The organism is Bartonella sp. CR127HXZ (assembly GCF_042194555.1).
In the GTDB taxonomy this organism is placed as follows: Bacteria; Pseudomonadota; Alphaproteobacteria; order Rhizobiales; family Rhizobiaceae; genus Bartonella; species Bartonella grahamii.
Genome location: NZ_JBHIMZ010000012.1, coordinates 18,233 through 40,244, shown reverse-complemented (window position 1 = coordinate 40,244; position 22,012 = coordinate 18,233). Strand labels below are relative to the sequence as shown.

General features: G+C 37.1%; 13 protein-coding genes. 5 read left to right on the top strand and 8 right to left on the bottom strand.

All coding sequences use genetic code 11. The features are described 5' to 3' along the window. Nucleotides 1-139: 139 nt before the first annotated feature. Nucleotides 140-619: a MaoC family dehydratase gene (locus ACFIKY_RS07295; RefSeq protein ID WP_375661605.1), complete on the bottom strand. Its 480-nt coding sequence runs from the start codon at nt 617-619 to the stop codon at nt 140-142. 163 nt (nt 620-782) lie between these two features. On the opposite strand from ACFIKY_RS07295, the gene ACFIKY_RS07290 reads away from it, so the two are divergent. Further along, a complete protein-coding gene (locus tag ACFIKY_RS07290; protein WP_375636451.1) occupies nt 783-2,117 on the top strand; it encodes an NAD(P)H-dependent oxidoreductase in 1,335 nt (444 codons plus the stop codon). A gap of 800 nt (nt 2,118-2,917) precedes the next feature. On the opposite strand, the gene ACFIKY_RS07285 is transcribed toward ACFIKY_RS07290, so the two are convergent. After that, nucleotides 2,918-3,274, bottom strand: coding sequence for a hypothetical protein (locus tag ACFIKY_RS07285; protein WP_375661604.1), 357 nt, complete (start codon nt 3,272-3,274; stop codon nt 2,918-2,920). 1,351 nt (nt 3,275-4,625) lie between these two features. Between ACFIKY_RS07285 and ACFIKY_RS07280 the strand changes: the two genes are divergently transcribed. The 4 genes from ACFIKY_RS07280 (at nt 4,626) to ACFIKY_RS07265 (ending at nt 8,174) form a co-directional block, all read left to right on the top strand. Further along, the gene (locus ACFIKY_RS07280) at nt 4,626-4,793 is read left to right on the top strand and encodes a hypothetical protein (RefSeq protein ID WP_375636449.1); all 168 of its coding nucleotides are present in this window, start codon (nt 4,626-4,628) and stop codon (nt 4,791-4,793) included. Nucleotides 4,794-5,406: 613 nt separating this feature from the next. Then, nucleotides 5,407-6,150, top strand: a complete 744-nt coding sequence (locus tag ACFIKY_RS07275; protein WP_375656233.1) for a creatininase family protein — start codon at nt 5,407-5,409, stop codon at nt 6,148-6,150. 13 nt (nt 6,151-6,163) lie between these two features. Next, the gene (locus ACFIKY_RS07270) at nt 6,164-7,192 is read left to right on the top strand and encodes a CobW family GTP-binding protein (RefSeq protein ID WP_375636447.1); all 1,029 of its coding nucleotides are present in this window, start codon (nt 6,164-6,166) and stop codon (nt 7,190-7,192) included. Between the two features lie 10 nt (nt 7,193-7,202). Further along, entirely contained in the window at nt 7,203-8,174 is a 972-nt protein-coding gene (locus ACFIKY_RS07265; protein WP_375647643.1) for a WD40 repeat domain-containing protein, read from the top strand. A gap of 254 nt (nt 8,175-8,428) precedes the next feature. Here ACFIKY_RS07265 and ACFIKY_RS07260 read toward each other — a convergent pair whose 3' ends face one another. The 6 genes from ACFIKY_RS07260 to ACFIKY_RS07235 form a co-directional block, all read right to left on the bottom strand. After that, nucleotides 8,429-12,001 carry an autotransporter outer membrane beta-barrel domain-containing protein gene (locus tag ACFIKY_RS07260; protein WP_375661603.1) on the bottom strand — a complete coding sequence of 1,191 codons (3,573 nt, stop codon included), beginning with the start codon at nt 11,999-12,001 and terminating at the stop codon, nt 8,429-8,431. Between the two features lie 152 nt (nt 12,002-12,153). After that, nucleotides 12,154-15,474, bottom strand: coding sequence for an autotransporter outer membrane beta-barrel domain-containing protein (locus ACFIKY_RS07255; RefSeq protein ID WP_375661602.1), 3,321 nt, complete (start codon nt 15,472-15,474; stop codon nt 12,154-12,156). Nucleotides 15,475-15,806: 332 nt separating this feature from the next. Beyond that, entirely contained in the window at nt 15,807-15,947 is a 141-nt protein-coding gene (locus tag ACFIKY_RS07250) for a hypothetical protein (protein WP_375661601.1), read from the bottom strand. Nucleotides 15,948-16,541: 594 nt separating this feature from the next. Beyond that, nucleotides 16,542-16,832, bottom strand: a complete 291-nt coding sequence (locus tag ACFIKY_RS07245) for a hypothetical protein (protein WP_375636439.1) — start codon at nt 16,830-16,832, stop codon at nt 16,542-16,544. 479 nt (nt 16,833-17,311) lie between these two features. Next, nucleotides 17,312-17,875: a hypothetical protein gene (locus ACFIKY_RS07240; RefSeq protein ID WP_375644981.1), complete on the bottom strand. Its 564-nt coding sequence runs from the start codon at nt 17,873-17,875 to the stop codon at nt 17,312-17,314. 750 nt (nt 17,876-18,625) lie between these two features. Further along, nucleotides 18,626-21,805, bottom strand: a complete 3,180-nt coding sequence (locus ACFIKY_RS07235; RefSeq protein WP_375661600.1) for an autotransporter outer membrane beta-barrel domain-containing protein — start codon at nt 21,803-21,805, stop codon at nt 18,626-18,628. Between the last annotated feature and the right edge of the window lie 207 nt (nt 21,806-22,012).

Genomic DNA, 22,012 nt, shown 5'->3' with positions numbered 1-22,012 from the left:
ATAGCAATCTGCTATAGCTATCAACGCTATGATAGCTCCAGCATATCTATCACCCTATAGATTATTCTCAATATTATCATTGAAGAAACTTCTCATAGAATTGTACAAAAATTTTATAAAATAAAGTACTCAAACTAATCTAGATATTGGAAGATTTTTCCCCCATCACTACCACAATAAGCCACTGAGCCGTAAGAGCTGGTTTTTTTAACTGTTCAATTTCTACCGTAACCCCATAATGGAAAACCACTCGACCAGAAGGGCGAATTTCTGCATCATCTAACACAAAACGCGCACGTACCCGTACCCCTGTTTTCACAGGACTCATGAAGCGTACTTTATCGAAACCATAATTAATCCCCATTGTGCTCCCCTCCAACTCTGGAAGTGCCTCATAAGCGAGCGTAGACAAAAGCGATAATGTTAAAAACCCATGAGCAATTGTGCCTCCAAAAGGTGTCTTTTTAGCCTTTTCCTCATCAACGTGTATCCATTGATGATCATCTGTAGCGCATGCAAACTGATTAATCATATCCTGTGTAACAAGACGCCACCCCGATAATCCCACTTCTTTCCCAATAAAACTGGTGACATCTTGTACTGCTATTTTTTGCTGCATAACGCTATTCCTATTTTATTTGATAAAAACAACCACCCCTCTTGCTTTTATAAAATCCATTGATTAGAGCATCAAGAATAAAAGATTAATTGTCTTAAAAACAAATGCACCTTATGAATGAGAAAAGCTCTTTAGCAGAATAGTTTTCAAATGGGAAAAAAGAATGGCAAGCAATGTGAACCTAACAGGTTTAGCGCATGATTTGAAACAACGTGCAGAAAAGCATCCCCCCATCCGTATTGGACTGATTGGTTGTGGTGAAATGGGCACAGATTTATTATCAAGTATTGCGCATATGGATGGTATAACAGTCGCTGCAGTAGCCACTAGGACGCCGTCACGTATTTTTGATGCCGCTACAATGGCCTATGGCGAGGATGGACATGTCTGTGAAGTTGAAAATACTTATGCTCTCACGCAAAGCATTGAAAAAAATTTGATTGCAGCAACAGATGATATTAACCTTGTTTTACGTCATGAACAAATTGATATTATCGTTGATGCAACAGGCTATCCCGAAGCAGGAGCAGAAATTGGTATCAAAGCGCTTGAGAATAACAAACATCTTGTCATGATGAATGTTGAAGCAGATGTTACAATTGGCGCTTATCTCAAACATGAAGCAGAAAAACGAGGGCTCATTTATACACTTGGTGCCGGAGATGAACCAACTTCTTGTATGGAACTCATAGAATTTGTTTCAGCCCTTGGACATAAGATTGTTGCAGCAGGTAAAGGAAAAAATAATCCTCTGCGCTTTGATGCTACACCTGATGCTTACGAAGAAGAAGCATTCCGGCGTAATATGAATGTGCGCATGTTGGTTGAATTTATTGATGGTTCCAAAACGATGGTTGAAATGGCAGCAATTGCCAATGCCACTGGACTTCTCCCCGATTGCCCAGGAATGCATGGACCACAAGCGGCGCTGCAAGATCTAAACAAAGTGCTTATCCCAAAACAAGATGGAGGCATTTTGCAGCGATATGGTATTGTAGATTATTCAACAGGCCAAGGTGTTTCCCCAGGTGTCTTTGTCATTGCAGAAATAGCGCACCCACGTTTACGCGAACGTATGGAAGATTTAAAAATTGGTCAGGGGCCTTATTTCACCTTTCACCGTCCCTATCATTTAACAGCAATGGAAGTTCCCCTCACCTGCGCACGCGCTATGCTTTATGGCAAAAAAGATATGGTTCCTCTTAGCCATCCCGTAGTAGAAGTCTGTGCTGTTGCTAAAAAAGATTTACATCCAGGTGATCAGCTAGACTTTATCGGTCTTTATACTTATCGCGCTTGGATAATGAACATCGCAGAAGCACGCGCTCACCACGCCATTCCTTGTGGTCTTTTAGAAAAAGCAACAGTAACAGCTGCAATTAAAAAAAACGAACTCATTACAATACATAATACTGCTATTCGTGAAGATCAATGGATTGCGCGTCTTCGTGCTAAACAAGACCTTTTACTTCATGTCCCTTCTTCCGCTAAGCTATAAACACTCCTTAATTACCTTACTTAACAGCATCTTTCCCTGACACGACAGAACAACCCAGAATACACTTGTATCGCAAATAAAAGTATTTATCTTTTAATAAAGGCATTTTCAACGATGCATATCACCACTTCCCTCTCACAATATGGCGCGTAAATGCTACAATATAAACCACCCCATGAGATAGCATAAGATTCATTGTGTATCACTATCTTTACTCTATAAAGATACAAACCGGCATCATCATTTTATTTGTCAATATTACGACAGCCCTTGAGCCTTTGAGATGATTCATGAGAAGAATTTTTACTCTTTTTTTGATAATCTTATCCATACACGAACGCAAATTGTTCTATGTAAAAAATACTTTTGATGGATTTAACATAAACAAATTTGAAATAATAATTTATCATTTTTCTTATTGCATAAGAGCCATGAATAAGGGATATTTTTTATTTTATCCTCTTATAAAAGATAAAAAAATTTAAAAAGGATAAAATATGCCTTTAATGAATAATCTTCATATGAGAGAAGGTAAACAATATTAAAAGGCTGATAAAGATAGTAAGTATATTAGCCTTATTACTAGGAAATAACCATAAACTGTAAAAAATGAGGTTACACTATTTTGTAAAAAAACATAAATGTAGGACATTGAACTTTAATAATGTTAATAAAAGCTACATTTGGTATTAATAATAGTGATTTTTCCATCCAATACAGTATAAATAAGTTCAAATATTTATTTTTTCAAAATCATGAAATGAACAAAAAAATCATCGACTTTGTCGATGAGCTTTCTACTAAAGTGTAGTGAATATTCCCCAAAGAGATACAACAGCACCTAATACATCCCCAATACATAAAGAAGCAAGAAGTGATATAATACCTATTCCCCCCCAAAAAGCTGCACCTGAAAAGGCAGCAGTTTTTTCAGCTTTCCCCAAAGCAATAGCATTTTGTTCCTCAACGCCTTGAATAACAGCTCTATCCACAGCTTTAATAACTACATTTTTTTCTAGTGTAGAAATAGTAACTGCCACTCTCTCTTGAAATTGATTTTTTACAAAACTTGCATTTCCCTCTATAGTTTGTACAAAAAAAAGAATAAATAGTGTAAAAGTAAATGAACATACACGATTTTTAAATATTTTAAACATAGCTTTCTTTGCTCCTCTTTTCTTCACTGAAAAAATGAAAGAATATTCACATATATAAAAACCAAAACTTATATTTAATTATTTATATAATTACACATAATAAAATATTATCTGTAATTATATTACAGATATAACACATTGTGTATTGAATGTAAAGACACAAAAACAACAAATGATAAAAATAATTTAAAATGTAATTAAATTTTAAAGAACTATAACATTTAAAACTGTTAATCTAATGATAATTCTTCTCTATTATTTCAATAAATATAAAAATGAAATATTACTTAATGAATTTTTATTATATCGCTCATCAATAAACTTGAAAATAAAATTGATAGCGAATAAAAACCTCGATCTAAAACAAATCTATCCTAATAAATAAACCTTAAAATAGTGTATTATTTTTCTATAAAACAGTTATAAAATGTAAAAATAAATCAAGATCTCTATTTTCAAATAGAAAAGACGTTAATAAAATGATTCTCAACTTTTACTGATATATAAAGAAAAATAGCGCATAGCATCTTCAAAAAGGTAATTCAGCACCTTTATCTCATACAGCATAAAGAACTTAAATATTGACTTTAAAACCCAATAAAACAAACGCATAAAATAAGTAAATCTATCAGATTTACAAAAACATTATAAGCAACACTAGAGCACCAACAAACTACCTAAAATTAAATAAAAAGAGAGTCATGAAAAATGAGATGATCCCCCAAAATACTGAAAAGCAATTTTCTTTCTTAATTCTCATAAAAGTTATTCCATATTTTTCGTCAATATTGTAGAGCGCAGCCCTATTTATATTTTGAGTAATTATATTTACTCTGTATTATTAAAAAATAATTCTCTTTGAAATAAATTTTTGGCAATATTCACATAACCGTCTGCAATTTGTGCAAAATAAATAATAATAATAAATAATTAATCAAATGCTTGAAAGAAAAGTGGTAGAGAAACTGACTAAAAAATTGCATTTTTGAGATACCAACTTAAGTAAGCGCATTGAAAAAATAACGCCATGAAAACTGATATTGAATGATAAATTTAGCAATCGATCATTTTAATAGCAGGATACTAATCTATAATAATAATTTCTTGTTTTGCATGTTGAATGAGAGGGCTGATTATTATAAGACTCTCTTAATTTTAACTCTGTTTATATTGAATCAATCAAAATTCTTCGCTTTCAAATCACAAAAGAAAACGATGTGTGTGTAAACACACTTGAAAAAAGGAAAATTTCACTTATGAGATATTTTAACTATCAAGCGCTGTTAACACAATATTGAAAACTGGCAAAGTGAATGGTGGTGTCGCTTTTTACTTTAAAAAAGTAAATATAGTGAAGTACAATATATTTTATATTATGAGGATTTACCGTTATACCCTTCACGAACAGCGTCGCAAAATAGGCTTGGATACCTTAGGAAAGGTTTCTTTAAAACAAGCATATCAATGTGCAACACAATGGCGTTCTGTTTATCATGTATCCAACGGTGTTTCTTCTTGAATCATCTTATAAACTCATCGAGCTCTCTGAGACTGCAAGTTTATCTTACGTGAATCCTTCCCTTTATATTCATTTTTTCTCATGAGCACTAAAGTCTATTAAGACACTATCCAAAGTAAAATCAATCAATAAACATTTCTATTCTTTTGTAATATACAGATACTTGAATTAAGAATTTAGAACTTCTGATTGCAACCAAAGTCTGTACTATTGCAACAATAGAAATAGTTTGGTTATCCTCGCTCCATAGTAAAAAGAAGAATATGCAACTTACAGAAAAAATTGTGTTTTCAATAAACAATGAAAAATTATTTTTCATTACATGATGTTAAGTATTTAATCTGTATGAATATTTACTTATTAAAAATGAGAATCTGCATCAGAAAGTCTTACCAAAGATAGCTATCTTTAGAAAGTTCGCCTCATATTACAAAAAAATTGAGTGGGCTTTGCTCAATAAAATCTTCACTATTTTTAACAAAACTCTCATTTTTATAGCATCCATATGTGATGTAAAAAAACGCCTATTTGCGTTTCTCTTATAGATAGATTAAATAGTGACAGCACTTTTGATCATTTTTTCTGTGTTAACTTCTCTTTTGGGCAATAATTTATGATATCTAACACGCCTTTTCTCGCTCTTTTACCTTTGGGCGCACACGAATATCACGGAGAGCACCTTCCCTTCGAAACCGACTGGATCATTGCTGAAGCTTTTGCAAAAGCCCTCACTTTACAAACAAAAGAGCAATTTCATATCGCACTTTTACCGGTTGAAAAGATTGGCTATTCTATAGAACATATGGATGTTACAGGCACACAAACCCTCACCTTTTTCGAGGCTATTGAGCGATGGATAAAGATTGGTGAAAACTGCTATCGCAAAGGAATAAAGCGTTTTCTTCTTCTCAATGCCCACGGAGGCAATTCGCCTTTAATGAGCATTGTTATCACCGAATTACGGAGGCGTTTTTCAATGCTTGCGGTAGCAACAAGTTGGAGTCGTTTTGGCCTACCACAAGGTTTAATGGCACCGTCTCAACAGCATCTTGATATCCATGGAGGATTTATAGAAACCTCTTTAATGCTCTATTTAGCACCCGAAAAAGTGCATATGGAGAAAGCAGAAAATTTTCATAATAAGCAAGCTGATATGATTGCCAACTATCAGTATTTACGCGCTTATGGTCCTCATGCCTTTGGATGGACAATGCGTGACCTTAACAAACAAGGAGCAGCAGGCAATGCAAGTGAAGCAACACCGCAAGCCGGTGAAGCAATTTTCTCTCATGTTCTTTGTGGGCTTCATGGTTTACTTGATGATATCAATCGATTTAAAATAAACACATTTCAATAAAAAGGCATGAACCATGGAAAAGACGCAAAACACTCCCACAAAACTTCCTGTTACGGTTCTCACAGGCTATCTTGGATCAGGAAAAACCACTCTTCTCAATCGCATTCTGAGTGAAAACCACGGCAAACGTTACGCAGTCATTGTCAATGAATTTGGTGAAATTGGCATCGATAATGATCTTATCGTTGAATCGGACGAAGAAATTTATGAAATGAATAATGGTTGTGTCTGTTGCACCGTGCGCGGCGATCTTATTCGCATTTTGGAAAGTCTAATGCAACGCTCTCATCGATTTGATGCTATCATTATAGAAACAACAGGGCTTGCTGACCCAATCCCCGTTGCACAAACTTTTTTTATGGATGATACGGTCCATGAAAAAACCGCTCTCGACAGTGTCATCACAGTCGTTGATGCAAAGCATTTTTCACACCAACTTAAAAAAAGCCGAGAAGTTGAAGAGCAAATTGCTTTCTCTGATATTGTTCTCTTAAATAAAATTGATCTTGTCAGCGAAGGAGAACGTGCACACGCGCAATCGCTCATTCTTGCAATTAATCCCAGAGCCATAATTTACGCAACAGAGCGCGCTAACATCCCTCTTGATAAACTCCTCGATCGAGGTTCCTTTGACCTCCAACGCACTTTAGATAATGATCCCCATTTTCTTGACCATCAGCACGCAGACCATGTCTGTGGTCCCGATTGTAATCATGATCATGCACATCACCACAAATCCACCATTCATGATATTACAATAACCTCTGTAAGTTTAAAAACAGGTGCCCTTCAACCAGAAAAATTTTTCCCATGGATTCAACAGATCACGCAACAACAGGGTCCCGATATTTTGCGTTTAAAAGGCATTATCGCATTTCAAGGAGACGATGATCGTTATGTCATTCAAGGCATACACATGATCCTTGAAGGACAGCACCAACGTCCATGGCGTGAAGATGAAAAACGTGAAAGCCGACTTGTTTTTATTGGCCGCACCCTTGATGCCGAAAAACTGAGAACGGGTTTTGAAAATTGTGCATAAGCGAGTAACAATGCCAAGCATTACCAATTACAATTTACAAAATTATTGTCTTTCCTCCGGTTTTATTGATAACAAACCAGCTTTTGTCTCGGTTGAAGGTTTTATTGTTTTTTTTAACCCAATCCCACAAACCATTGAAGTTCACCAAGGAATAATTTCTAGCCATTTTTCCCATGATAACACAGCTATCATTACAGGTGGAGAAGACGGAAAGGTCTGTCAAACAACAGCAGATGGTCATACAAAAGTACTGGGCAAACAGGAAGGCAAATGGATAAGCAATGTTGCATTTGGACCACGGAAAGTTTTTGCTTTTTCCTCCTCACGTATCACACTGGCAAATGTTGGCAAAGAACTGCAAGAGCTTATACATGAACGCAGTATAGAAGGTCTTGCTTTTGCTCCAAAGGGGTTGCGCCTTGCCGTTGCCCATTACAATGGTGTTACCCTTCATTGGTTATCAACGCAAACATCTCCCACCACATTGGTCTGGAAAGGAGCACACTTTGGTGTCACCTTCTCACCAGACAACCGCTATGTCATTTCTACCATGCAAGAAAACGCCCTCCATGGCTGGCGTCTCACTGATAATCAGCATCTCCGCATGAGTGGCTACCCAAGCAAAGTCAAAAGCTGGTCTTGGAGCGCGAAAGGAAAATGGTTAGCAACATCCGGTGCATCAGCAGCCATTGTCTGGCCCTTTCATACAAAAGATGGCCCCATGGGAAAAACACCATTAGAACTGGGCACACGAGCAAATGCACTTGTCAGCACCGTTGCATGCCATCCAAGCGAAGACATTGTAGCAATAGGCTTCAATGACGGAATGATTTTGTGTGCACATTTTCACGATGGAAAAGAGGTTCTTCTAAAAGGCTATGGAAAAAGCGCCATTTCAGCGCTCAACTGGGATCAGACAGGACACAACCTTGCCTTTGGTAGCGAAAATGGTGAGTGTGGTATTATCAACATCTCTGTTTAAGAAAAAAACAACAACCATTACAGCTAAAATAGCCGCACAATCCTCCAGAAGCAATTGCGCATGAAACCCATCTTCCTCTCTAAAAAATAAACACACTTACGAGGCATTTTCAATCACAAACCAAAGAAATCATATATTGTGGACCTTTTTCATCAAGACAAAAGAACCATTTAGAAAAAATAAGAGAAGATTTTAATAAAGTAAAAGGCAGCATTTTCTACTGCCTTTTTTATAAAAAGACATATCATACTTTGTCAAAAAAGGTGGCGCAAACCAGCAGAGAAACTTGTTCCAGAAAACCCTGCTTTTGTCAGTCTATGCTGATAATTTATATCTCCATAAAGAGAAAGTTTTGAAGAAAGACGCGCATTAAACCCAAGACCTGCTTCCAAAGAAGAACCAAAAAAACCTAATTGGAAATCGTTTTTAAAAGAAACAAATCGCTTATCTTCAAAACTATGCAAATAAGAAAGCTTACTATAAAAAGAAACGACACGTCCCTCTTCAGAAACATTAAGTGTCTTGCTTAAACGCCCACCAACACGCCCCACCCATTGATGAAATTTTCCTAAATCAACCTCAATATTATCAACATCATGTGCCGGATTAAACTGAAGATGCTGATAAACAACCTGAATCTGCGGATCAAAAACAACACCTTTATACCCTGTTGCAAACGTTCTGCCACTTGTTAAAGAACCGCTAAACTGTTTACCCTTTAACGCAACAACCTTGCCCCGTGCTAGTGTCAAAACATCTCCCTTAAAAAGTCCATACGATAATACTCCATCGATATAAAAACCCGTATCATGCTGTAAACTTCCATAGGCTCCAACAGACCATTTATCAAATGCGCTTTTTTTGCTCTGTTCAACATTTAGAGGATGGAGAGAGAGTTTTCCATAAGTTCCCGTGACCCCAAAGAATGTACAACTCTCTGAACTCTCAATTTCTTTCAGCAAAACACCTGCTTCCAGTGCACTATAATCAAGTTCTGCTCCATAGCCATATTCAAAAGCAGAAAGATTTGAAGCATAGTGGTAGCTTCCACCATAACCACGGATAAAAAATGCTGGATTTTCATCACTTTTCAAAGAACCTCCAGAAAAGCTTCGTATTGCCTTCAATTTTTTATTTTGAGAGGCAAAATCCATCAAACCGGCATGGAATAAAGCATTTGGTAAAAGGAGATAAGTTGGCAACTGTGGGACAACCGCCCTAATTCCCATTTCGGGCTGAATATCAGGCTTAACAGGAACAGGCGGAGTGGGGACAGGATCTGTAGGTGTAGGATCACTTGGATCAGAGGGCTCAGACGGAGCAGGTGTTGGTGTAATAGGCACAGAGGAAGAAGATGAAGGATCTACAGGTGTAGGATCACTTGGATCAGAGGGCTCAGACAGAGCAGGTGTTGGTGTAATAGGCACAGAAGAAGAAGGTGAAGGATCTGCAGGTGTAGGATCACTTGGATCAGAGGGCGCTGACGGAGCAGGTGTTGGTGTAATAGGCACAGAGGAAGAAGATGAAGGATCTGCAGGTGTAGGATCACTTGGATCAGAGGGCGCTGACGGAGCAGGTGTTGGTGTAATAGGCACAGAGGAAGAAGATGAAGGATCTGCAGGTGTAGGATCACTTGGATCAGAGGGCGCTGACGGAGCAGGTGTTGGTGTAATAGGCACAGAAGAAGAAGGTGAAGGATCTGCAGGTGTAGGATCACTTGGATCAGAGGGCTCAGACAGAGCAGGTGTTGGTGTAATAGGCACAGAAGAAGAAGGTGAAGGATCTGTAGGTATAGGATCACTTGGATCAGAGGGCTCAGACGGAGCAGGTGTTGGTGTAATAGGCACAGAAGAAGAAGGTGAAGGATCTGTAGGTATAGGATCACTTGGATCAGAGGGCTCAGACGGAGCAGGTGTTGGTGTAATAGGTGTAGGTAATGGAGTGAGAACAGGGTCTGTAGGTGTAGGATCTACCGGCGCAGAAGGTGAAGGTTGAATAGGTAAAATCGTAGAAGAATCTTGTTTAGGACTAATATAAATACCCTCGAGACGAAAATCCCAAAAGTCCCGATCTCCTGCAACTAATCTATTCATAGGATCTGCTTTTCCAAAAGAAGAACTTGGTCCATAAGCACGAAGACGATATTGATAAGGCAAACCATTTATTGCAGTATAATCGCCCATTAGTTTAAAAGAATCTTCACGCGCATATCCAGAAACTTGGATAAGTGAAATACTGTTGCTTCCTTCACCGCTTACTTTCTTTTCTGAAGTTTTGGAAAAATTTTCCATCACAAGCAATGTAGCGCCGGAAACATCTCCATCGATCAAAATACGATCGGTTTTTTGAGAATCAAACAAACCATCATCATTTAAAAACGTACTGAGCTTAATCTGAACATTACCCTCCGCATTGTATGCCTCCTTGTATCGTTCATTCCCGATACGCAATGTTTGATAACCGCTGGATACATCCCGATTGAAAATAAATGTACTATCAGAAAGACTCACAGATGAAAGTGATGAATCTGTAAAAACAGAACCCTGCAAACCTTTATATTTGCTTTTTGTGAGATACCAAGTAGAACCACGCGTTAATTCTAATCTAGCAGTAGAAGTATCTTCAACGTGCGCCCCCCCTGTAAGGGAAGAAGCGCTTGCTTTAATAGATATAGAAGAGTTCTTTTCAGCTTTTAATAACAAATCACCAGAGATCTTTGTTGCTTCTGATAAATCAAGAGAAACACTGGCTCCATAACCGCCCTGCCCAGTAACATAAATAGCTGTACCATCTGGAACTGTGAAAGTTGTCTGTTTTAAACGAACAGATGCCTCTCCCATAGTGATTCTTGGCTCTTTTGAAACACCTTTTTGTCCATAATATTCTGCCACTGTGTTTGGATCTAATAGATTAAAATACAGACCATACCCCCCCTTTCCCTGCACAGAAATATTTGAGCTTTCAATCTCAATATTCGTCTTCTTAAAAGCGTCTGATAGATCATAATTATGAATAGGCTGGCCTCTACTATTTACAAAAGCTGAAAAATTTTTAACCAAAAAGCCATGCATATCATTAAGCACAATAGAACTACTCCTCAAATGAACATCCCCACCTTGCAATATGTCAAAAGCCTCTGGTAATTTATCGACACTTTCATTATTAACTATAGCAGTGTATTTTTTTCCTTTTCCCTCAATCGTCATGGTATCGAGAAGATATCTCCCCCCAAACTTTGTTGAAAACGCGCCAATCTCATTAAAAGTAACAGTGCTACCTGACATCCTAACAAATGCATTAAGACCACTTACAATCCCTATACCCTTTGCATTCAAATTGTCTGGTTTAATTTCAACATTGACACTAACTAAAATAACATCCGTCTCTTTCCCCGATGCATAAATAGCGTGCGAAGTTCCCTCAATCTTCCCGTCATTCATCTGAATAACTCCATTTAGAACACGAAGACCGGGGATATCCTTAAAGTTTGAATCCCTTAGAATAAGCTTTCCGCTATCTTGTACGAATGCACCATATTGAGATATTTCATCTGGATTATCACCCGTAACAGTTATACGAGACGCATTAACAATTGTGCCTTGCTTTGCTACATATATAGCTGCAATAGGCGCAGCCTCCTGAGAATTTTTTAAGTAATAAACTTTATCTGCGAGAAAGTGTGTTTTTCTATCATCGCATTTATAAAATGGAGCCTCTGGATCACATAAACTTCCAGCAGCTTCAAGATGGGAAATTTGCAAAAAATAAAGAATAGCTGTTGTAAAATTATATAAAAATGCATGTTTGTAAAATACATTTATCACCATTCTTCCTTACCCCTATTTATTAACGAAGAACAATCAAATAATGTATATTACAAACTTCTTAAAATAAAATAAATATACGATAAATATTTAACTTAATTATTAATATAACTCTTATATACTTATATATAAATTATTCTATATTTCATGGATAACTAAAAATGATATTGTAATCTACCAGAAAAGCTCATTCCAGAAAACCCTGCTTTTGTCAGTCTATGCTGATAATTTATATCTCCATGAAGTACAAATTTCGAAGATAATTTGGCATTAAAACCAAGCCCCGCTTCTAAAGAAGAACCAAAAAAACCTAATTGGAAATCGTTTTTAAAAGAAACAAATTGCTTATCTTCAAAACTATTCAAATAAGAAAGCTTACTATAAAAAGAAACGACACGTCCCTCTTCAGAAATATTAAGTGTCTTGCTTAAACGCCCACCAACACGCCCCACCCATTGATGAAATTTTCCTAAATCAACCTCAATATTATCAACATCATGTGCCGGATTAAACTGAAGATGCTGATAAACAACCTGAATCTGCGGATCAAAAACAACACCTTTATACCCTGTTGCAAACGTTCTGCCACTTGTTAAAGAACCGCTAAACTGTTTACCCTTTAACGCAACAACCTTGCCCCGTGCTAGTGTCAAAACATCTCCCTTAAAAAGTCCATACGATAATACTCCATCGATATAAAAACCCGTATCATGCTGTAAACTCCCATAGGCTCCAACAGACCATTTATCAAATGCGCTTTTTTTGCTTTGTTCAACATCCTGTGGGTTTAGAGAAAGATTTCCATAGTTCCCCAAAGCCCCAAAGAATGTACGACTGTATAAACTCTCAATCTCGTTTAACAAAACACCTGCTTCGAGTGCACTATAATTCAGCTCAGCGTTATAGCCATATTCAAAAGCAGATAAATTGGAAGCATAATGATGACTACCACCATAAGCATGCAGAAAAAAGGCTGTCTTTTCATCATCCTTCCAAGAGGAATGAAAAGCATTCCGCATTGTCTCTACCTTCTTATTTTGCGTGATCATATCCACTAAACCAGCATGAAATAAGGTATTTGGCAAAAGAAGATAAGTTGGCAATTGAGGAACAACAGCTCTAATTTGGAGATTAGACTGAACATTAAGCGACACAGGAAGATTAGACGAAGGATCAACAGGATCAGAAGATGTAGAAGGCTTTGGTTCAATAGGAGCAGGAGAAACAGAATCTGCAGATGAAGGAGATGCCGAAACAGAAGGCGAGTCAGACATCAACAAGGTAGGAAGTGGAGTGGAGGGAGAAGGTGGAAGATCAACAGGATCAGAAGATGTAGAAGAAGAAGCTGTGGCAGATGTCAATGACGTAGGAAGTGGATTGGAGGGCGGAGGGGGAAGATCAACAGGATCAGAAGATGTAGAAGAAGAAGCTGTGGCAGATGTCAATGACGTAGGAAGTGGAGTGGGGGGAGAAGGTGGAAGATCAACAGGATCAGAAGATGTAGAAGAAGGAGCTGTGGCAGATGTCAATGACGTAGGAAGTGGATTGGGAGGCGGAGAATCTAAAGGACGAGATAATGAAAACGAAGCCGGTTTAATAAGTGGACCATTATAAGTACCTATTCTAGAAGAAATATAGATACCTTCAAGACGGAAATCCCAAAAATCCCCCTCACCTTCCACTAATCTTTGCTTAACATCCGCTTTTCCAAAGGGCGAATTCGGACCATAACCACGAATACGATATTGATAAGGAAAACCTTTCACTGTAGTATAACTATCATAACCATTGGCGAGTTGAAAAGAACCTGCCTGCGCTGTTCCAGCAACTTGAATAAGTGAAATGCTTTGATCTCTTCCATCATAGACTTCTTTATTTGCAGCTTTCGGAAAATTTCGCACATGAATGAATGTCGTTCCCGAGACATCACCAGAAATCAATATACGATCGGTTTTTTGGGGATCAAACAAACCCTCATCACTCAAAAATGCACTCAACTTAATCTGAGCATTTCCCTCAGCACTGTAGACTTTTTTATCTTTTGATGCGAGAATTCTATCTCCTGCGTCTATATCCGCCCTTTTTCCAATGCGTAGCGTTTGATAACCATTCGATATATCTTCATCATTAAAGATCAGTGTACTATTGGAAAGACTTAGAGAAGAAAGTGATGAAACAGATTCCCGTAAACCGTTGTATTTACTTTTAGTAAGATACCATGTTGAATAGTGGGTTAACTCTAAATCAATAGTTGATTTATCGTCAACACGCGTACCTCCTGTAAGAGAAGAAGCACTTGCTTTCACCAATAGAGAAGAGTTATTTTTAGCTTTTAGCAACAAATCACCAGAAATCTTTGTTTCATCAGATAATTCAAGAATACCTTCAGCCCCATAGCCTCTATTCCCCTTCGCATAAATCGCAATACCATCTGGAACTGTCATATTTGTCTGTGATAAATAAACAAATGCCTTCCCCGTGAGAACTTTTTGGATTTCTAAAACTTTTTCATCATCTCGTTGCCTAATCATCTTAGCAAGCTCTTCTGGAGCTAAAACATTAAAATACAAACCATGTACTCCATCCCCTTTCACAGAAATATTATTTTTTTCTATCTTAATACTTGTATTCTTAAAGCCATCTGGTGAAACATACTTTTGAATTAATTTGCCATTATCGTCTACATAACCTGAAAAATTTTTAATCAAGAATCCATGCATATTGTTAAGATGAATAACATTTTTTTTCAAATGAACATCACCCCCTTGAAAAACCTCAAAAGCTTCAAGCAATACCCCCATAGCGCCATCACCATCTGTTCTAGCTTCCTCCCTCCTTCCTTGCCCCGTAATACACATAGTATCAAGAATATAGCCCCCCCCAAACCGAGTTGAAAATGAGCCAATCTGATTAAAATTAACGGTACCTTCTGACATTCTAACCATTGCATCAAAACCACTCATAATACCGATCCCTTTTACCTTCAAATTATCTGGTTCAATATCGATATTCACACTCTCTAAAGAAATATCCGTTTCTTTCCCCCATGCATAAATAGCATGTGAAGCCCCCTTAATTTCCCCTACTGTCATGCTAATAACTGCATTTTGAGCACGAAGAGCAGGTATGTCCTTAAAATCTGCAGCTGTTAGATTAAGTTTTCCACCATTTCTTACATACGCCCCATAGGCAGATATTTTATCTGAATTATCGCCATAAACTGTTATCTGAGAGGCATTAACAACAGTGCCAGCTTTTTCTACATATATAGCTGCAATAGGCGCAGCCTCCTGAGAATTTTTTAAGTAATAAACTTTATCTGCGAGAAAGTGTGTTTTTCTATCATCGCATTTATAAAATGCCTCTCCTGCATCACTTGAAGATCCTGCAGCACTAACATAAGTAACCTGCAAAAAATAAAGAATAGCTGTTGTAAAGTTACACAAAAACACATGTCTTTTAAATACATAAAACATAACTCTTCCCGACTCCTATTCCCCTATTTTTATTCATTTAAGAATAATATCTATATTTAAACTAACAGAATTCTTAAAATACAATAAATATAAAACTAAAGAGCTACTTTTAATACTTAATATAACAATATATACTTATATATAAGTTACTATATAGTTTATGTATAGCTAGAAATGATAGTGTAAACCGCCTGAAAAAATGGTTTCTGAAAAACCAGCTTTGCTAATTTGCTAAGACGATGTTGATAAGTTACATCTCCATGCAATGCAAAATGTGAGGACAACAGAGTATTCAACCCAACTCCAGTTTCTAGAGAAAAACCAAAAGCCCCTCATTGGAATTCATCTCCAAATTGTACACGTTGTTTTCCTCCAAAACTATTGGCAAGATGAAGCTTGCCATTGAAAGAAACAACAATGCCCTCTTCAGAGACAGAAAGCATCTTTCTTAAAGACCCACCAACACGCATCACCCACAGATCAAGTTTTCCATTTCAATATCAAAACCATCAATATCAGACGCCTTATAACCGCACCTTTTGATAAATAACCTAAACCTGCGGATCAAAAATAACCCCTAACTATAATTGTAATTGTAACAAATATGAGTGTTCAGAAGAATCTGAACACATTTAAATTAACGACATGAACTTGGGTCATGAAAAAAGGCTTATGAAAAAATAGAGAAAGGCAGAAACGAACTATCCCCTTTATGTCCTGTCATAAATGACTTACCCGCAATCAATGAAGCACTCAAAGGTGTTCCTCTTCAATGTTGTTGTCTTGCCTCTTGCTTTCGTGAGAATATCCCCCCTTAAATAAACCATAGGAAAAAAGGACATCTATATAAAAGCCTGTGTCATGCTGCATACTGCTATATGCTGTAATAGACCATTTATCAAATGTACTTTTTTGCTTTCTTCAATATCTTGAGGTTTTAGAGAATTTTTCCATCATTCCCCATTATTCCAAAGCTCAAAGTGTGATGTATATCCTCAATCGCATTGAGCAAGACACTTGCCTCTATAGCGTTATAATTCAAATTTCCGCCATAGCCATATTGAAGCTCAGGTGGTCAAAAACATAATGATAACTTCCACCGTAACCTCGCGCAAAAAGTGCAGGATTTTTTTACCATTTTCCCCTAAAGCCCCAGCAGCGATACGCAATGTTTCCAGCTGTTTGTTGTAATTGTTCATATCCATCAAACCAACATGAAACAAAGCATGGGGCATCGACAGATATGTTGAAACTTGCGGGACCACTGCTTTAACACCCTCTTCAGAATAAAGAACAAAAGCATCATGATCAGCGAAAACATTATTATGATGAGTATAAGTGCTTAAAGAACGAGACACATCATTTTCCAACCGAATATGACGCAGATGAGAAAGTTTCTGAACATATTCAACTTCAAGTCGATAATTCCAAAATTTCCATTATACTCAATATTTTTCTCTTTAACGGATTCATTCCCACCTTTTACCTATCTATAAGAAGAATTTGGACCATTAGCACGAAAACACTATATCGATAAGGCGCTCCTCTTAAAGCAACATAATCTGTTGCCAGTTTAAAGGCATCCTCCGCAGCCTTTCCATAAACCTGAACAATTGAAACACTGAGGCTATCTTTTTATCGTCTTTTTGCTTACCTTTGCTATGGTTCTTTATTTTTTTTGAAGCCACTAAAACATCGACAATATGCACCTTAGTTTTTCCATAAACATCACCATAGATTAAGAAGTTTATCAGCTTTTATTCCCTTGCTTTTACCATTTGCAGCAAGATGTGCACTAACATATAAACGTGCGTCCCCCCTGCAACGTAAGCATAATCTAAACCACGATCATCATCCAATCTCCTAATACGAAGTGTCTAAAAAAATCATTTCTTGGTTTTCTGAAAAAAATAGAACTATCAATAAGCCTTACCAATGAAAGAAATGAATCTACAAAATATAGAACTTTTTTATGATTATTTTTAAGCGCATTTTTATTTGCTCTTACAGTCCATTGAGATCGATTGAATAACGCAACACTACCATAAGAACCTTTCTCAATATGTGCTCCTCCTGCAAGAAAAGACGCATAGGCATCAAGCGCGACAAATGAATTATTTTTGACATCTAATAACCGATCAGCAAAAATACGCGAATCCTCTAATATCGTAATATAAGGAGACCTCCTAGCATCGTTACTATAAATAGCCCTACCATAGGGAATATGAAGAGCAGTCTTTTTAAACCAAAATTCACCTAAACTTGTAAGAAGCTCTCCCTCTTGATATTCATATTGCGAAGGAGCTCTTCTAAAATGCAAACCGTGAACCCCTTGTCCTTTAATAAGGATCTCTGTGTTTTCAAAAAAAAATCCCAGACATAAGACCATCCTGCAACTCATATGATCTTTCCTTAAAAACAGGATCGGCACTTTCAACCGCTATACCATGAACATCAGAAACCTGAATCTTACCTTCATCAAAGGAAAAAAACCGCCCTGCTTCACGCCAACCACAGATTGAGGTAACGTGGTATTTCTATCACTTTTCTTTTCGCCATTCCCTATAATAAAACTCTTTTTAAAAGAAGTTTTATTATCTTTTGACACAATCACTGCTGATGTAATCTTCTCAGATCTATTTAATTCTAAAATTCAACCAGTTCCTGAAACGCCTTTTTCCCCTTTACTTTTTTCCGGCTTAATAACTATGTTATGAGATTGTATTGTAAAAATAACATCTGTAGTTCTCTTATCCAATCCACTCATATATAACTTATCACGACTTTCAAAAGTACGAGCAACATCAACTGTATCACACGAATACGACTAAAAAAAAGAATTATATGAAGGTTTATAATCTTCTGCACTCGCATCTATATTGTACGCGAAGAAAAAAATAGAGGTCGTAAGAGAACACACACACACATGGCATTTTAATACTTTAATCATAATTTAGTCTAAACTTTCTTTATTTTATCTTTATAAAAAACCGAAAAGACAGATCTGGTTCATGCACTAATTATTCTTATTACATGTCGTCCACATAATTTGCTTTATATTATATATGAAAATCAAAAATCAGAAAAACAATACAATAAAACCATGTTTTGTGCTTATAATTTTAACAAAGGATGTATTAAAAAAATACAATTAAAAATGATAGCTTAATCCACCAGAAAAATGCGTTCCAGAAAAGCCAGCATTCGTAAATTTATGCTGATAAATCAGATCACTATGAAAAATAATTTTTGGAGATAGTTGCGAAAAAACACCAAATCCAGCTTCTAAAGAAGACCCAAAAGAACCAAGCTGGAAGGTATCTTTAAAATACACAAATTGTTTATCATCAAAACTACGAATGAAATGAAGCTTACCATAGAATGAAAGAACATGTGCATCTTTAGTAAATGTAAGTGTCTTCGTTAAATACCCACCAACACGCATCCCCCAATGATCCGGGCTTCGCATATCAATATTAAAATTATCAATATCACGAGTCTTATGAAACTGGAGATTTTGATAAACAAACTGAACCTGTGGTTCAAAAACAAAATATCGGCTGCCTATCATAAACGTTTTACCAGCAGTTAAGGAAACACTTAGGGGCTTACCTCTCAATGCAGCCGTTTTACCTCGCTCAAGTGTGAGAACATTTCCATTAAACAAACCATAAGAGAAGAGACCATCCATATAAAGACCCGTATCATGCTGCATGCTTCCATATGCTGTGATTGTCCATTTATCAAATATACTTTCTTGACTTTGTTTAATCTTTCGAGGCTGCAAAGAAAGCTTGCCATAATTTCCCATAATTCCAAAGGATGTCGTACTATATGCACTTTCGATTTTCTTGAGTAAAATACTTGCCTCTAGTGCATTATAATCAAGCTCACCGCCATAATCACCATATTTAAGTGCAGATAAATTTGAAGTATAATGATGATGTCCACCGTAACCGCGCAAAAACAAAGCGGAATTTTCATCATTTTTCAACAACCGACCAGAAACAGTTCGCAGCGCTTGCAACTGCTTGTTTTGATTACTGATATCCATCAATCCAGCATAAAATAAGGTATTTGGCACAAGAATATAAGTCAGAACCTGTGGAACAATGACTCTCACATTTGGTTCAAAATGAGAAGAAGGCTCAAAAACAGATGGCGGAACAGGTGAACCAGACGCAACTGGAGCAACAACAGAAGTGGGGCGAGAAACAGGCGGCGGAACAGGTGAACCAGACGCAACTGGGGCAACAACAGAAGTGGGACGAGAAACAGGCGGCGGAACAGATGAACCAGACGCAGGTGGTACAACTGGTTTAGATTCAGCAATAGCGGGAACAACAGGCGCAAGAGAGGAAGGAGGGTTGGGGATCTCAAGCACAACAACATCAGGTACATTAGGTGTGGTAGTAAGATGGAAGTCCCTATCAGAAGAATCTACAGAAGAAGAAAGACTTGGCTCCTGAGGTTTTTGCCTCGAATTAGAATCAATAGAACCATCCTCACCTCCAGTCATATTAGGATGAATTTTAGGAAAAGAAGGAATATCATCAGAAGAAGGAGGGACAACCAAATCAAGAACAGGAAAAACTTTAGTGGTATCGAGAGAAGTAGAATCAACAAATTGACTTTCGAGGCGAAAATCCCAAAATGTTCCAGTATTTTTAAGCACTCTTTGATTGGAATCTGCCGCCCCTAAAGCAGAGCTTGGACCATAACTCTTAAGATGATACTGATAGGGAGAAGCTTCAAGTGTGACATACCCCCCATTTAACTGAAAAGAATCTTCAGCGGCTTTTCCATAAACCTGAATAATGGAAATCCCCTGATCATTACCACCATCTCCCGTCAATGCCCCTGAGCTTCCAGGAACACTATACACATGGACTGTCGTTTTTCCTTCAAGATCACCATTGATTAAAAGCCTATCCGTTTTTTGCTCTTGCAGAGCTCCTCCTTTATCCAAATATGTATTAAGATAAAGACGCGCATCGCCTTGTGCACGATAGACAGTCCCTGCCCCTTTTCCGATAAGAAGTGTCTGATAACCATCTGTCGTTTTGGATTTTAGTTCTTCAAAAACAAGAGAACTATCCGTAAGATTGACCGATGAAATGAAGGAATAGTCCCCTAACTTAGAACTAGAAGCATCAGAGTTGTGCAATTTGTCAACTTTTGGTCGCGATAAAATCCACTTTGAACCATTTTTTAACTCTATCTTAGCTGTAGAACTTTCATCAACATGTGCAACTCCTACAAGAGTAGAAGCATCAGCCTCAATCTTTACATTGGAATGCTCAACAGCTTTAAGGAGTGAATCTCCAGAAATTTTTGAATATTGTGAGAGTTTAACAGAAGTTTCGAATTGGCGGCTATAAATAGCCGTACTTTCTGGAGCCATAACGGTTGTCTTTGTCAAATGGACAGACCCTTTTCCAGGTATAATTGTTTTTTTATCATTGAAGACAGCTTCCCAAAAAAAGCGCATGCCATTAAATGCATTGCCTCTCACAAAAATATTGGAATATTTGATATGAGCATCATTATTATCATTCCCCTGCAATATAATGCCATGAGCATTGCTAACATTAACGTTTCCCTTCTGGAAATTAAGAGAGCCTTTCCCCTGAAGCATACTAAAAGCAGAAGCTTCACGATGATTATCTGTATTTGTCCCCTGTTTCCCCCTCCCAGTAATAGAAACACCATCTAAATTAATTTCTCCTACTCCTCCTGTTTGAACACCAATACCATCAGCAAAGTTAATTTTCCCTCCTTTCATATAAATTTTTGCACCATTATAACTCAAAAGACCTATCGCATCAGAAGATGCCTTAATCTCTGTCTTGGTCAAAGCAACAAACGACCCTTTACCAGCAACACTGATCCCCATTCTGGTTGCTTTAATCACCCCATCCTGCATCTCAAAAGCGCCCTCATCATTAACATCGGCCCCTATCGACACATCGTTTAACATGGAATAAAATAGAGCAACGCCTCCCCCATTTGAGGACTTTACAGCTGTTGTCCAAGCATTTGCTCCTGAATGGACATTTGCATTCGAAACACCGTTAATGATTATAGCCTCTCCCTCAATGACTGTATCTTCCCCTGATGCCTCTATGGCAGCATAAGAACTTTCACCCGTAAGTCGATAAGTTTTCTGGGAAATTTCATGCGGTTGACCATCATTACAGCGATAAAATGAGGCACTTTCGTTACATGAATATAACTTCTTCTCAGCAGGAATCTCACCTGCATCAGCATTGTATACAAAGAAAAAAATAACCGTTGTAAAACGACATAAAGAGAGATGATTTTGAAGCATAATTTTCTACATACTTTCTTCCCCTTCTCTAAAAACAAAAAAACACGCGTTCTGTTTAATAACTTTGGTTACGCGCGATAATTTAAAATACGTTTTGTATTTTATATATCCACTAAATGTTTTATGTAAAGCCAGAACCCCAAAATATCACAATTTAAAATTGTATTATTTATAAAAACGCGTAAAAATATAGATAAAAATAAAAAA